Consider the following 12,243-nt stretch of genomic DNA (forward strand, 5'->3'; position numbering starts at 1 on the left):
GCCGACAGCAACACCACTGCTTCGCTTATAAACAATCACTCAACCGTTCTGCTACACCCACTCCCGCAGTCGATCAGGAGGCGATCACACCGGCTGTCTCATCGGGTATCGCCGCATCCGGGGGTTCCTTGTAACCCTCCACCGAACGCACCTCCATGACTACGGTGCAGGACCTCATCGACCGGCTCGAAGCGGACGCGGCGGCCGACGCCGACCCGGAGACGACCCCCGACGTCGGGATCATCATGGGTTCGGACTCGGACCTCCCCGTCATGGAGGGTGCGTACGACGCGCTCGACGAACTCGGATTCGCCGAGCAGACCGATTTCCACGAGGCGCCGGACGAGCGGTTCACCTACGAGAGCTACGTCGTCTCCGCACACCGGACCCCGGAGCTCATGTACGCCTACGGGGAGACGGCGGCCGCCCGCGGACTCGACGTTATCGTCGCCGGCGCCGGCGGGAAGTCGGCCGATCTGCCGAACATGACCGCGTCGATCGCCTACCCGATCCCCGTGATCGGCGTGCCGGTCCAAGAGAAGTCCGTGGACTCCGTCATCGGGATGCCCACCGGCGCCCCGATAGTCGCCGTCGACGCCGGCAAGTCGTTCAACGCGGGGCTGTCGGCCGCGCAGGTGCTCGCGCGCGAGCACGACGCGATCGAGACGCGACTGGTCGAGTACCACGAAAACCTGAAAGGCGGCGTCGCGGACGTCTCAGCTGACCTCCACGATCTCGGGATCGACGGGTTCCGTGATCGGGACGACTGAGACGTATCGGAGACCGAACCGAAAGCGGACGGATCGCCGGATGAGCCACGGGAGCGCTCCCGGACGGTTTCGGGCGCGTGGCCCCGATGCGATGAAGACTCAACGCTTATGAGGGGGCGGTCCAAACCCTCGCACGTTACAGACCTATATGAGCGATTGGATAGCTATCGGCGCCTTGGCGGTCGTCGGCCTGTTCATCCCGTTAGGGATGATGACGGTGTCGGCGTTACTTCGTCCGAGCGTGCCTGAGACCGGCAAAAGTACCACCTACGAGTCCGGCGAGACCCCGACGGGCACGACGCGGATCCGGTTCAACATCCAGTACTACATGGTCGCGTTGTTGTTCGTCGTGTTCGACATCGAGACCGTGCTGCTGTTCCCCTGGGCCGTCATCTACCGCCCGGCCATCGAGGCTGGCGTCCCGATGATCGACCTACTGTGGCCGATGTTGGCCTTCGTCGGCGTCCTCGCGATCGGGCTCGTCTGGGCGTGGCGGTCGGGCGCAATCAGTTGGGCCCGGAGTCCCCGCGCGACCAGTAGAAAGACGGAGCGTGACCCCAACTAATGAGCAGCGATCAACCATTTATCACCGACGAATCGCGAGTCGTAACCGAGACCCGAGACAGCCGCATGTCGGGTCAGGGAGATCGGTTCAACTCCCGGCTGCGTGAGGCGTTCGGCTCCTCGCCGTTCATCCTCACCAAGTTCGACAAGTTCCTCAACTGGTGTCGCGGATCCTCGATGTTCATGCTGCAGTTCGGCATCGCCTGCTGCAGTATCGAGATGATGCACACCTACGCGGTGAAACACGACCTCGACCGCTTCGGCAGCGGGGTTCCCCGCGCCTCGCCGCGCCAGGCCGACGTGATGATCGTCCCCGGGACGATCGTCTCGAAGTTCGCCCCGCGGATGAAGCGCGTTTACGACCAGATGCCCGAGCCGAAGTTCGTGGTCGGTATGGGCTCGTGTACCATCTCCGGCGGCCCGTTCCAGGAGGGGTACAACGTGATCAAGGGCGCCGAGGAGGTCATCCCGATCGACATCCACGTCCCCGGCTGTCCGCCTCGCCCCGAGGCGCTCGTGTACGGCGTCGTGAAGCTGCAGGAGCGCATCGCCAACGGCGAGGCCGCACCCGTCACCGTCAAGCCCTACGAGCTAGAGGAGTTCTCGGACCTCGAACGCGACGAGCTCGTCGACAAGCTCGCCGACCAGATCGACGACGACGAACTCGTCATGCGGTACAACTTCGCTGATTCGCCATGAGCCTCGAACGACCAGACACCGCCGACGACGCGGCCGTAGAGCGCACGCCGGACGAACTGGAAGCGCTCCTCGGCGACCTCGTCGTCGACCGCGACGACCATCTGAACGCGCCCGGGTTCGTTATCCGCCCGGACACCGTCCAGGAAACGCTCTCGCTCCTGAAAGAGCAGGCGGGGTACGACCACCTCTCCGTGGTCTCCGCCCAGGAGTACGAGAACCGCTACGAGTCGATCTACCACCTGAAAAAGTACGACGACCCGACACAGGAGGTTAGCATCGTCGTGCCCGCCGACAAGGATCACCCGGTCTCGGAATCGGCCGAACCGGTGTTCCGCACCGCCGACTGGCACGAGCGAGAGGCGTACGACCTGATCGGCATCGAGTACGACGACCACCCCGACCTGCGTCGGATCCTGCTCCCAGAGACCTGGCAGGGCCACCCCCTGTCGATGGACTACGACCAGGACCGTCCGCAGATCGCCACGCTGCCGGAGCACGCGAATCCGCTCCAGGAGCATCACAAGGACGACGAATCCGACACGATGTTCCTCAATATCGGCCCGCATCACCCGGCGACCCACGGGGTGCTTCACCTGAAGACGGTCCTCGACGGCGAGCAGGTCGTCGACGTCGAGCCCGACATCGGCTACCTCCATCGCAGCGAAGAGCAGATGGCGCAGTCCGGGACGTACCGCCACCAGATCATGCCGTACCCGGACCGCTGGGACTACATTTCGGCGGGACTGCTCAACGAGTGGGCGTACGCCCGCGCGGCCGAGGACCTCGCGGACATCGAGGTGCCGGAGTACGCGCAGGTCATTCGAACGATGGGCGCGGAGATGTGCCGGATCGCCGCACACATGCTCGCGCTCGCCACGTTCGCGCTCGACATCAACGGCGACTTCACCGCGACGTTCATGTACGCCATCAACGACCGCGAGCGCGTCCAGAACCTCCTGGAGGATCTGACGGGCCAGCGGCTGATGTTCAACTACTTCCGGCTCGGCGGGGTCGTCTGGGACCTGCCGGAGCCGCGCGAGGAGTTCTTCTCGAACACTCGGGACTTCCTCGACCAGTTGCCGGAGTCCGTCGAGGAGTACCACAACCTCGTTACGTCCAACGAGATCTTCCAGATGCGGACGATCGACACGGGAATTCTCCCGCCAGAGGTCGCGAAGAACTACGGGGCGACCGGACCGGTCGCTCGCGCGTCGGGGATCGACTACGACCTCCGCCGCGACGACCCGTACGGGTACTACGACGAACTCGACTGGGACGTCGTCACCGAGGAGGGCTGCGACAACTTCTCGCGGCTGCTCGTCCGCATGCGCGAGGTCGAGGAGTCCGCGAAGATTATCGAACAGTGCGTGGACCTGCTCGAAGACTGGCCCGAAGACGAGCGCAACATCCAGGCGAACGTGCCCCGCACGCTCCGCCCGGACGACGACACCGAAATCTACCGGGCCGTCGAGGGCGCCAAAGGCGAACTCGGGATCTACATCCGCGCCGACGGGACGGATAAGCCCGCCCGGTTCAAGATCCGGTCGCCGTGCTTCTCGAACCTGCAGACGCTCCCGGAGATGTCCAACGGTGAGTACATCCCGGACGTCATCGCGGCACTCGGCAGCCTCGACATCGTGCTCGGGGAGGTGGATCGCTGATGGGTGCGTCATCCGTTCAGCTGTTTCCCGAGTTCCTCGCCGAGGTGCTCGGACTTCCGGGCGTGCTCGGTGAGGTCGTTGGTGCCCTGATCGCGGCGGCGGTCGTCGGCAACATCGTCCTCGCGTTCACCGGCGTCGCCGGCCCGTGGGCCAAACGGAAGATCACAGCGGCGTTCACCGACCGCCTCGCGGTCAACCGCGTCGGCCCGTTCGGGCTCCTGATTATCCCGGCGGCCGCCGTCCAACTGCTCGCGAAGGAGCTCATCGTTCCTGAGGGCGTCGACCGTCCCACGTGGGACATCGCGCCGATCATCCTGCCGGCGTCGGCGCTGCTCGGATTCTCGGTGATTCCGATGGGTCGTCTCGGCCCGATCAACTTCCAGCTCGCCGACCCCGAGGTCGGGTTCGCGCTGGTGTTCGCGTTCGCCTCCATCGCCTCCGTGTCGCTGGTGATGGCCGGCTACGCGTCGAATAACAAGTACTCGCTGCTCGGCGGGCTCCGCGCGGTCGCGCAGAACCTCGCGTACGAGATCCCGCTTATCGTCACGGCGATGTCCGTGGTGATCTTCGCGGGCACGCTCCAGATGAGCGGTATCGTCGGCGCGCAGACGGAGACGCTCGTGACGATCGCCGGGTTCGATATCCCGGCGTGGTACGCGTTCGTGAACCCGTTCGCGTTCGTGCTGTTCCTCACCGCGAACATGGCGGAAATCGGGCGGAACCCGTTCGATATCCCCGAGGCGCCGACGGAAATCGTCGCCGGGTACCAGACGGAGTACTCCTCAGCGTACTTCGTCCTCTTCTACCTCGGCGAGTTCGTACACATCTTCCTCGGTGGTGCGATCCTCGCGGTGACGTTCCTCGGTGGCGCATCCGGTCCCGGTCCGGAGAGCATCGGCTTCATTTGGTTCGTGGTGAAGATCTGGGGCTTCTTCCTGTTCACGCAGTGGGCCCGCTCTGCGCTGCCGCGCGTCCGTATCGACCAGCTGATCGAGATCGGTTGGAAGGGAATGCTGGTGCTGTCGTTCGCGAACCTGGTGCTCACGGCCGTAATCGTGGGGGTGATCGCGTAATATGATCGGACTCATGAAATCGATGGCGACGACGATGAAACACGCCTTGGACGGGAAGACGTTCACGGTGGAATACCCGGAGGACGCGCCCGAGGTGAGCCCGCGCTTCCGCGGCGTCCACAAGTTCAGCCAGGAGCGGTGCATCTGGTGTCGTCAGTGTGAGAACGTCTGTCCGAACGATACAATCCAGATCGTGCAGGACGACCAGCGGAACGGCGAGCAGTACAATCTCCACATCGGACAGTGCATCTACTGTCGGCTCTGTGAGGAGGTCTGCCCCGTCGACGCGATCCTGCTGACGCAGAACTTCGAGTTCACCGCGGACACGAAAGACGACTTCGTGTTCAACAAAGAACAGCTCAAGAACGTCCCGTGGTACAAGGGAATCGACCCGCTGGAGTCCCGCAACCCCGATCGCGGCGCATGGATCGGAGAGGGAGACGGCGAGGTCGACTACCAGTAACGGGCGCGTCTCGAAATCTTCAAAGGGATTCTCATAGGAGACAAACACAATGGTTTATACTACCATCGCGTTCGGGCTGTTCGCCGCGGTCACGCTGGCGTTCGGCCTCGGGGTCGTCCTGGCGCGCGACGTGTTCCACGCCGCGTTGCTTCTGGGCGGTGCCCTGACGAGCGTCGCGGTGCACTACGTGATGTTACAGGCGGAGTTTATCGCCGCCATGCAGATCCTCGTCTACGTGGGCGGGGTTCTGATTTTGGTCACGTTCGCCGTGATGCTCACGCGATCGGATACGGAAACGGAGGTGAGTAGAGTATGAGTGATACTGAGGTTGGGAGCCGTGGGCAACTCGTGCCCGCCGCAGCGGTCGGGCTCCTGTTCGCTGTGATGGTCGTGACGGTCCGTTCCGCGGAGTTCGGCACAGAAGTCGCCGGCTTCTCGGAGGACGCGTCCGTGGTCCACAACATCGGATACGCCCTGTTCAACCTCGGCGAGTACGGCGTCGCGACGATCCCCTCCGAGGGGTTCCTCGCGGCCTTCCTGATCGCCGCGGTCGCGCTCGACGTCGCCGTCGACGGCGCCGTCTACCTCGCGAAACGCGAGGAGGGCGGATCGATCGTCTCTGCTGTCGGTCAAGCGTTTACCGACGGCGGCCGCGACGGGGGTGAGCGCTAATGGTGCCCGTCGAGTGGTACCTGCTTCTCGCCGTCGGACTCTTCTGTATCGGTCTGTTCGGCGTGCTCACGCGTCGTGACGCACTGTACTTCCTGATGAGCATCGAGCTCATGATGAACGCCGCGAACATCAACTTCGTCGCGTTCGCGCTGTACTACGGCGACCTCACCGGTCAGGTGTTCGCGCTGTTCGTTATCGCGCTCGCCGCAGCGGAGGTCGCTATCGGCATCGGCATCATACTCGTGTTATACCGCAACTTCGGCGTCACCGACGTCACTGTTCCAACGGAGATGAGGTGGTAAGATGGTGGACGCATTCGCATACGTTCCGGCGATCGTGCTCTTACCGTTCTTCTCGTTCCTGGTCGCGCTCGGGGCCGGGCGGTACCTCCCGAAGGGCGGTGCCTTCGGTGGCATCGCCGCGACGGCGGGATCGTTCCTGCTCTCGCTGTGGGTGCTCGCGACCGTTGCGGGCGGGCGAGCGTACAACGAGACGCTGTACTACTGGGCGAGCGAGGGCGGAGCCGGGATCGGGCCGACTGACATCGAACTCACGTTCGGCGTCCTGATCGACCCGCTGTCGGCGCTCATGCTCGTCATCGTGACGCTCGTCGCGCTGCTCGTTCACGTGTTCTCGCTCGGCTACATGAACGACGAGGGAGAAACGGGACTGCCGCGGTACTACGCCGGGCTCGGCCTCTTTACGGCCTCGATGCTCGGCTTCGTCGTCGCCGACAACCTACTGATGGCGTTCATGTTCTTCGAGCTGGTCGGGCTCTGCTCGTACCTGCTCATCGGCTTCCACTTCAGGGAGCCCGGTCCGCCGTCGGCGGCGAAAAAGGCGTTCCTCGTCACCCGGTTCGGTGACTACTTCTTCCTCGTCGGCGTCGTCGCCGTGTTCGCGACGTTCGGTACGGCGACGTTCGCCGGGGAAGGATCGTTCCCCGCACTTGCTGACGCCGCGCTCAACGGATCCGGCTCGGTCGCGTGGATCCCGGGCGGTCTCGAACTTCAGACGTGGCTCACGATCGTCGGCCTGCTCGTGCTCGGCGGCGTCGTCGGGAAGTCGGCACAGTTCCCGCTGCACACGTGGCTCCCCGACGCGATGGAAGGCCCCACGCCCGTATCCGCGCTCATCCACGCTGCGACGATGGTCGCGGCCGGTGTCTACCTCGTTGCCCGGATGTACGGGTTCTACGCTCTGACCCCGACGACGCTCGCGGTCATCGCGTTTATCGGCGGCTTCACCGCGCTGTTCGCGGCGACGATGGGGCTCGTGAAAGACGAACTGAAGCAGGTGCTCGCGTACTCCACCATCTCGCAGTACGGCTACATGATGCTCGCGCTCGGCGCGGGGGGATACGTGGCCGCGGTCTTCCACTTGACGACCCACGCCTTCTTCAAGGCCCTGCTGTTCCTCGGCGCCGGTGCGGTCATCATCGCGATGCACCACAACGAAGACATGTGGGATATGGGGGGACTCAAATCGAAGATGCCGGTGACGTACTACACGTTCCTCGCCGGCTCGCTCGCGCTCGCTGGCATCTTCCCGTTCGCCGGGTTCTGGTCGAAAGACGAGATTCTCTACGAGGCACTCGTTCACGCCCCCGGAGAACCGCTGCTGTTCGGCGGCTACCTGATGGGACTACTCGCAGTGCCCGTGACGGCGTTCTACACCTTCCGGATGGTCTTTTTGACCTTCCACGGCGAGCCGCGCTCCGCTACCGCGCGTGACCCCGAACCCGTTCGCTGGAACGTGAAGGGGCCGCTGGCGGTGCTCGGGACGCTCGCTGTCGTCACCGGATTCATCAACATGGTTCCGGTCCAGAAGGTGCTCGGCTTGGAGGGCATCGACGTGCTCCACCGCTGGCTCGACAACGAATGGGGCGGCATCGACGGCCTCTCTTCGCACCACTATGCGGATCTGGGCCCGTACAGCAGCGAGTACCTCGTCGGCGGCGAGGTCGGAACGGTGCTCGTCGGCGCGGCCGTCTCCCTTGGCCTCGCACTGACTGGGGTCTTGGTGGCCTGGCGGCTCTACAACGTTCCGTCGCCGACGGAGCATACGGCGAAGCTCGGCGGGATCAAAGACGTGCTGTACAACAACTACTACCTCGACGAACTGCAGGTATGGCTCGCGTATCGAACTGAGGATGTCGCAGGCGGTGCCGACACCTTCGATCAAGGCATCATCGACGGCGTCGTCAACGGCGTCTCCTCGGTGAGTCTCTTCGGCGGAAACCGGATCCGGCGGATCCAAACCGGGATCGTCTCGCAGTACACCGCGATCCTCACGCTGGGGCTGGTCGCGCTGATTCTGGTGCTCGGCGTCACCGGGGGGTGGTTCCTGTGATGCTTGAAGCGCTCATCGCGTTCACCTTCGCGAGCGCGCTCGTCGTGCTGCTCGCCCCGAACGAGTGGGCGGGCCGGCTCGCGTTCGCACTGAGCGTCGTCCCGTTCGCCGGGGGCTTGTACCTCTGGTCCGGCTTCAATGGCTCTGGAAACGCCCTGACGGGCGGTACCATCGCCTACGAGACGCAGATCGAGTGGTTGGAGGTCGGCGGTCGGTCCGTCTCGTGGTTCGTGGGACTTGACGGGATCAGCCTCCCGCTTCTCGTGCTCACGACCTTCCTCGTCCCGCTGGCGATAGTCAGCGCGTGGACGCCGATCGACGCCCGGCAGAGCCAGTTCTACGGGCTCATGCTGTTCATGGAGGCGAATCTGATCGGCGTGTTCACCGCGCTCGACTTCTTCCTGTGGTTCATCTTCTGGGAGGCAGTCCTCGTGCCGATGTACTTCCTCATCGGGATCTGGGGCGGTCCGCGCCGGAAGTACGCCGCGATCAAGTTCTTCGTGTACACGAACGCGGCGTCGCTCCTGATGTTCATCGGATTCATGTCGCTCGTGTTCGCACTCGGCGATTCCGTGAGCTCGTTCGCGCTCCCGGAGATTTCGGCCGCGCTGGCGGCCGGTGAACTCGGGTCGTGGTTCGGGATCGCCCCGGGAACGCTCGCGATGGGCGCGTTCCTCGCGATGTTCCTCGGATTCGCGGTCAAGGTCCCGATCGTTCCGTTCCACACGTGGCTTCCGGACGCTCACGTGGAGGCGCCGACACCGGTGTCGGTGCTTCTGGCGGGCGTCCTCCTGAAGATGGGGACGTACGCGCTGCTCCGGTTCAACTTCACGCTGCTACCGGAACAGGCGTCTGCGCTCGCAGTCCCGATCGCTGCTATCGCCGTCATCAGCGTCATCTACGGCGCGATGCTGGCACTGGCTCAGAAAGATCTCAAACGCATCGTCGCGTACTCCTCCGTCTCGTCGATGGGATACGTCATCCTCGGGCTCATCGTGTTCACCGAGTACGGCGTGGGCGGCGCGACGTTCCAGATGGTCGCACACGGCCTCATTTCGGGGCTGATGTTCATGGCGGTCGGCGTGATCTACAACGCGACCCACACGCGGATGGTCGGCGATATGGCCGGAATGGCCGACCGGATGCCGATCACCGTCGGGATCCTCGTCGCCGGCGCCTTCGGCTACATGGGGCTCCCGTTGATGGCCGGGTTCGCCGGTGAATTCTTCATCTTCGTGGGATCGCTGTCCGCCCCGGCGCTCCCCTACGCGCCGGTGTTCACCGCGCTCGCGATGTTCGGTATCGTTATCGTCGCCGGCTATCTGTTGTCGGCGATGCAGAGCACGCTGTTCGGGCCGTTCAAGCTCGAAACGGACTACGACGTCGGCCCCGCGCCGTTCCACGATGTCGCCCCGCTGGCGGTGCTTCTGGTGGCGATCATCGTGCTTGGCGTCGCGCCCGACATCTTCTTCGAGATGATCCGTGATGCTGCAGTACCCGTCGTCGAGGGGGTGAGCATCGATGGGTAACGTGCTTCCGCCGGTGACGGCGCTGTTGCCCGTCCTGTTGCTCGCGTTCACCGGTCTCGCGTTGCTGTTGGTGGACACCGTCCGACCGGACGCCCGGTCGAACACGTCGAGTGCGGTCGCCGCCGCGCTCGGTTCGCTCGTCGCGCTCGCGGCGACGGTTTGGCTCACGGTGACCGGTGTCGGAAGCGCCGACGCCGGCGGTGCCGTGCTCCTGTTCGCCGACGCGATCAAGGTGGACACGATGGCGCTGTTCTTCACCGCCATCTTCGCGTCCGTCACGTCGCTCGTGGTCGTCGCGGCCCACGACTACTTCCACGACCACGCCGACCCGGCAGCGTTCTACTCGTTGGTCGTCTTCGCGGCAACGGGGATGGCGCTTCTGGCAGTCTCGAACTCTCTGGCAGTCGTCTTCGTCGCCCTCGAGATGGTGTCGCTGCCGTCGTACGTGCTCGTTGCCTTCTTCAAGAAGAACCGCGGAAGCGTCGAGGCGGGGATGAAGTACTTCCTCGTGGGCGCGCTCTCCTCGGCGATCTTCCTGTTCGGCATCTCGCTCGTCTACGCGGCGACCGGCTCGCTCATCCTGAGCGACGTCGGCGATGCGATGGGGTCACTCGACGGTCTCGTCGGTATCGCCGGTCTCGGCATCGTGATGATCGTCGGGGGCGTCGCGTTCAAGACCGCCTCCGTCCCGTTCCACTTCTGGGCGCCGGAGGCGTACGAGGGTGCGCCCGCGCCGGTGAGCGCGTTCCTCTCCTCGGCGTCGAAGGCGGCCGGCTTCGTGGTCGCGTTCCGCCTGTTCACCGAGGCGTTCCCGGTCGGAGCGTCGCTCGCCGCGGACATCAACTGGGTGCTCGCGTTCGGCGTCCTCGCGGCGGTAACGATGACGCTCGGAAACTTCGCGGCGGCCGTTCAAGAGGAGGTCAAGCGCATGCTGGCGTACTCCTCGATCGGACACGCCGGCTACGCGCTCATCGGCGTCGCCGCGCTCTCGGCTGACGGGAGCGGGAACGGCGCGGTGATGGGTGCGGCGATGGCACACCTGCTCGTCTACGGGTTCATGAACACCGGTGCGTTCCTCTTCGTCGCGATGGCGGAGCGGTGGGGCGTCGGACGGACCTTCCAGGACTACGCCGGTCTCGCCCGTCGCGCGCCCGTCGCGTCGACCGCGATGGCCGTGTTCATGTTCTCGCTCGCCGGCCTGCCGCCGTTCGCCGGGTTCTTCTCGAAGTACTTCCTGTTCATGGGCGCCATCGACAACGGGTTCGTCTGGCTGGCGGCTCTCGGCGCCGTCAACAGCGTGATCTCGCTGTACTACTACAGCCGCGTTGTGAAGGCCCTGTTCATCGACGACCCCGAATCGTCGAGTTCGCTCGACGCGGTCGACGTCCGACCGACGGCGCTGTACGCCGCGGTCGTCTTCGCGGCGGTCGCGACAGTGCTGCTCCTGCCCGGCTTCGGTCCGGTCATCGAGACCGCCGAGGCGGCGGCGTCGGCGCTGTTCTAGCGACCCCCGATCCGGTTTTTGAGCGTGCTGTTTCCGTATTTTTCACACCGGTACCCCCAGGTATTAGCGCGTTCGGACCGTGATCGATCCATGAGCCGAAGTCTGACGTACCGGTGTCTGAACTGTCTCGAACACACGATGACTCGCGAGTTCGACACCTCGCACCTCTCCGTGACGTGTCCGAACTGCGAGTCGTTCGAGCGGTTCGTTAACGAGGCGGTGTTTCGTCAGTTTCGCGCGTTCGAGGAGTCACCGCCGCCGGAGATCGAATGGGAGCGGTTAGACCGAGCGGAGAAGTTCGTCGTCTCCGAGCGGCTGGTCCGCTCGACGAAGACGTTGAAGGATTTCGAGATCGTGAACCACGATACGAGCGAGGCGTCCCCGTACCGGTAGTCGACGTTCAGCGCGCGTACAGCTTGCCGCCGACCAGCACTGGGAGCCCGATGTCGTCGCTCGGGGTCACCGCGACGTACGGTCGATCGACCGGTCCGAACACGTCGACGACGCGACCGACCGTGGCGAGCGATTCGTTGACGACGGCGGAACCGATCCGCGGCGGTTCCTCGCCCGCCTCGGCGCGGGCTATCGCGAGCCCGCCCGCGGTCCGGACGACGGTGCCGACGCGTCGCATCGTCACTCTCGGAGGACCCCGAGGTAGGCGGCGATCGCCTGTACGAGATCGTTTTTCGCCGTGTCCTCGGTGCCCCGTACGACGACTGCACCGCGCGGTTCGAACTCCCGTGAGTACGTCTTGTCGCGTTCGATCACCGCGTCGTAGCCGACCTGCTGGACCGCCTTCGCGATCTCGTCGACGGTCGGCTCTTCGATCGCCAGATCCATCGGGACGCGACGCCCGCCCGATCGCGAGCGGTTCGCGTCGAAGTACGCGGGATAGACGACGTTCTCGACCATATCGGAGAGGCGAGCGCGCGGCGTAAGGTCGTTTCGGACCGTCG

General features: G+C 64.7%; 15 protein-coding genes. 13 read left to right on the plus strand and 2 right to left on the minus strand.

The window, feature by feature from the left end:
• The first annotated feature begins 155 nt into the window (after window positions 1-155).
• The 13 genes from purE (at window position 156) to C461_RS02580 (ending at window position 11,680) form a co-directional block, all read left to right on the plus strand.
• Window positions 156-770 (plus strand): 5-(carboxyamino)imidazole ribonucleotide mutase, encoded by a 615-nt coding sequence (purE, locus tag C461_RS02520; RefSeq protein WP_007998378.1) that lies wholly within the window; start codon window positions 156-158, stop codon window positions 768-770.
• Window positions 771-918: 148 nt separating this feature from the next.
• Window positions 919-1,335, plus strand: coding sequence for an NADH-quinone oxidoreductase subunit A (locus C461_RS02525; RefSeq protein ID WP_007998381.1), 417 nt, complete (start codon window positions 919-921; stop codon window positions 1,333-1,335).
• Window positions 1,335-2,033: an NADH-quinone oxidoreductase subunit B gene (locus tag C461_RS02530; RefSeq protein ID WP_049906231.1), complete on the plus strand. Its 699-nt coding sequence runs from the start codon at window positions 1,335-1,337 to the stop codon at window positions 2,031-2,033. The genes C461_RS02525 and C461_RS02530 overlap by 1 nt, the downstream gene beginning before the upstream one ends.
• Complete coding sequence (locus C461_RS02535) at window positions 2,030-3,694, plus strand: NADH-quinone oxidoreductase subunit D (RefSeq protein WP_007998384.1); 1,665 nt, start codon at window positions 2,030-2,032, stop codon at window positions 3,692-3,694. Before C461_RS02530 ends, C461_RS02535 begins: the two co-directional genes overlap by 4 nt.
• Window positions 3,694-4,767: a complex I subunit 1/NuoH family protein gene (locus C461_RS02540; protein ID WP_007998386.1), complete on the plus strand. Its 1,074-nt coding sequence runs from the start codon at window positions 3,694-3,696 to the stop codon at window positions 4,765-4,767. The genes C461_RS02535 and C461_RS02540 overlap by 1 nt, the downstream gene beginning before the upstream one ends.
• A gap of 1 nt (window position 4,768) precedes the next feature.
• Window positions 4,769-5,230: a NuoI/complex I 23 kDa subunit family protein gene (locus tag C461_RS02545; RefSeq protein WP_006629674.1), complete on the plus strand. Its 462-nt coding sequence runs from the start codon at window positions 4,769-4,771 to the stop codon at window positions 5,228-5,230.
• Between the two features lie 49 nt (window positions 5,231-5,279).
• Complete coding sequence (locus C461_RS02550) at window positions 5,280-5,546, plus strand: NADH-quinone oxidoreductase subunit J (protein WP_007998392.1); 267 nt, start codon at window positions 5,280-5,282, stop codon at window positions 5,544-5,546.
• Window positions 5,543-5,902, plus strand: a complete 360-nt coding sequence (locus C461_RS02555; protein ID WP_049906234.1) for a hypothetical protein — start codon at window positions 5,543-5,545, stop codon at window positions 5,900-5,902. Before C461_RS02550 ends, C461_RS02555 begins: the two co-directional genes overlap by 4 nt.
• Complete coding sequence (gene nuoK, locus C461_RS02560; RefSeq protein WP_007998395.1) at window positions 5,902-6,204, plus strand: NADH-quinone oxidoreductase subunit NuoK; 303 nt, start codon at window positions 5,902-5,904, stop codon at window positions 6,202-6,204. The genes C461_RS02555 and nuoK overlap by 1 nt, the downstream gene beginning before the upstream one ends.
• Window position 6,205: 1 nt before the next feature.
• On the plus strand, window positions 6,206-8,254 hold the full coding sequence (gene nuoL, locus C461_RS02565; protein ID WP_007998396.1) for an NADH-quinone oxidoreductase subunit L: 2,049 nt from the start codon (window positions 6,206-6,208) through the stop codon (window positions 8,252-8,254).
• Window positions 8,254-9,783 (plus strand): complex I subunit 4 family protein, encoded by a 1,530-nt coding sequence (locus C461_RS02570; RefSeq protein WP_007998398.1) that lies wholly within the window; start codon window positions 8,254-8,256, stop codon window positions 9,781-9,783. Before nuoL ends, C461_RS02570 begins: the two co-directional genes overlap by 1 nt.
• Complete coding sequence (locus C461_RS02575) at window positions 9,776-11,287, plus strand: NADH-quinone oxidoreductase subunit N (RefSeq protein WP_007998399.1); 1,512 nt, start codon at window positions 9,776-9,778, stop codon at window positions 11,285-11,287. The genes C461_RS02570 and C461_RS02575 overlap by 8 nt, the downstream gene beginning before the upstream one ends.
• Window positions 11,288-11,377: 90 nt before the next feature.
• On the plus strand, window positions 11,378-11,680 hold the full coding sequence (locus C461_RS02580; RefSeq protein WP_007998400.1) for a hypothetical protein: 303 nt from the start codon (window positions 11,378-11,380) through the stop codon (window positions 11,678-11,680).
• A gap of 7 nt (window positions 11,681-11,687) precedes the next feature.
• Here C461_RS02580 and C461_RS02585 read toward each other — a convergent pair whose 3' ends face one another.
• A complete protein-coding gene (locus C461_RS02585) occupies window positions 11,688-11,918 on the minus strand; it encodes an H/ACA ribonucleoprotein complex subunit GAR1 (RefSeq protein WP_007998401.1) in 231 nt (76 codons plus the stop codon).
• Between the two features lie 2 nt (window positions 11,919-11,920).
• Entirely contained in the window at window positions 11,921-12,199 is a 279-nt protein-coding gene (gene srp19, locus C461_RS02590; RefSeq protein ID WP_007998402.1) for a signal recognition particle subunit SRP19, read from the minus strand.
• Window positions 12,200-12,243 lie beyond the last annotated feature (44 nt).

It is taken from the genome of Halorubrum aidingense JCM 13560 (assembly GCF_000336995.1).
In the GTDB taxonomy this organism is placed as follows: domain Archaea; phylum Halobacteriota; class Halobacteria; order Halobacteriales; family Haloferacaceae; genus Halorubrum; species Halorubrum aidingense.

Bases quoted from the DNA above. Each gene is read 5' to 3' on its own strand.
- nuoL (WP_007998396.1), top strand. From the start codon at position 6,206: ATGGTGGACGCATTCGCATACGTTCCGGCGATCGTGCTCTTACCGTTC.
- srp19 (WP_007998402.1), bottom strand. From the start codon at position 12,199: ATGGTCGAGAACGTCGTCTATCCCGCGTACTTCGACGCGAACCGCTCG.
- C461_RS02540 (WP_007998386.1), top strand. From the start codon at position 3,694: ATGGGTGCGTCATCCGTTCAGCTGTTTCCCGAGTTCCTCGCCGAGGTG.
- nuoK (WP_007998395.1), top strand. From the start codon at position 5,902: ATGGTGCCCGTCGAGTGGTACCTGCTTCTCGCCGTCGGACTCTTCTGT.
- C461_RS02580 (WP_007998400.1), top strand. From the start codon at position 11,378: ATGAGCCGAAGTCTGACGTACCGGTGTCTGAACTGTCTCGAACACACG.
- C461_RS02525 (WP_007998381.1), top strand. From the start codon at position 919: ATGAGCGATTGGATAGCTATCGGCGCCTTGGCGGTCGTCGGCCTGTTC.
- C461_RS02555 (WP_049906234.1), top strand. From the start codon at position 5,543: ATGAGTGATACTGAGGTTGGGAGCCGTGGGCAACTCGTGCCCGCCGCA.
- C461_RS02570 (WP_007998398.1), top strand. From the start codon at position 8,254: ATGCTTGAAGCGCTCATCGCGTTCACCTTCGCGAGCGCGCTCGTCGTG.
- C461_RS02535 (WP_007998384.1), top strand. From the start codon at position 2,030: ATGAGCCTCGAACGACCAGACACCGCCGACGACGCGGCCGTAGAGCGC.
- purE (WP_007998378.1), top strand. From the start codon at position 156: ATGACTACGGTGCAGGACCTCATCGACCGGCTCGAAGCGGACGCGGCG.
- C461_RS02530 (WP_049906231.1), top strand. From the start codon at position 1,335: ATGAGCAGCGATCAACCATTTATCACCGACGAATCGCGAGTCGTAACC.
- C461_RS02550 (WP_007998392.1), top strand. From the start codon at position 5,280: ATGGTTTATACTACCATCGCGTTCGGGCTGTTCGCCGCGGTCACGCTG.
- C461_RS02585 (WP_007998401.1), bottom strand. From the start codon at position 11,918: ATGCGACGCGTCGGCACCGTCGTCCGGACCGCGGGCGGGCTCGCGATA.
- C461_RS02545 (WP_006629674.1), top strand. From the start codon at position 4,769: ATGATCGGACTCATGAAATCGATGGCGACGACGATGAAACACGCCTTG.
- C461_RS02575 (WP_007998399.1), top strand. From the start codon at position 9,776: ATGGGTAACGTGCTTCCGCCGGTGACGGCGCTGTTGCCCGTCCTGTTG.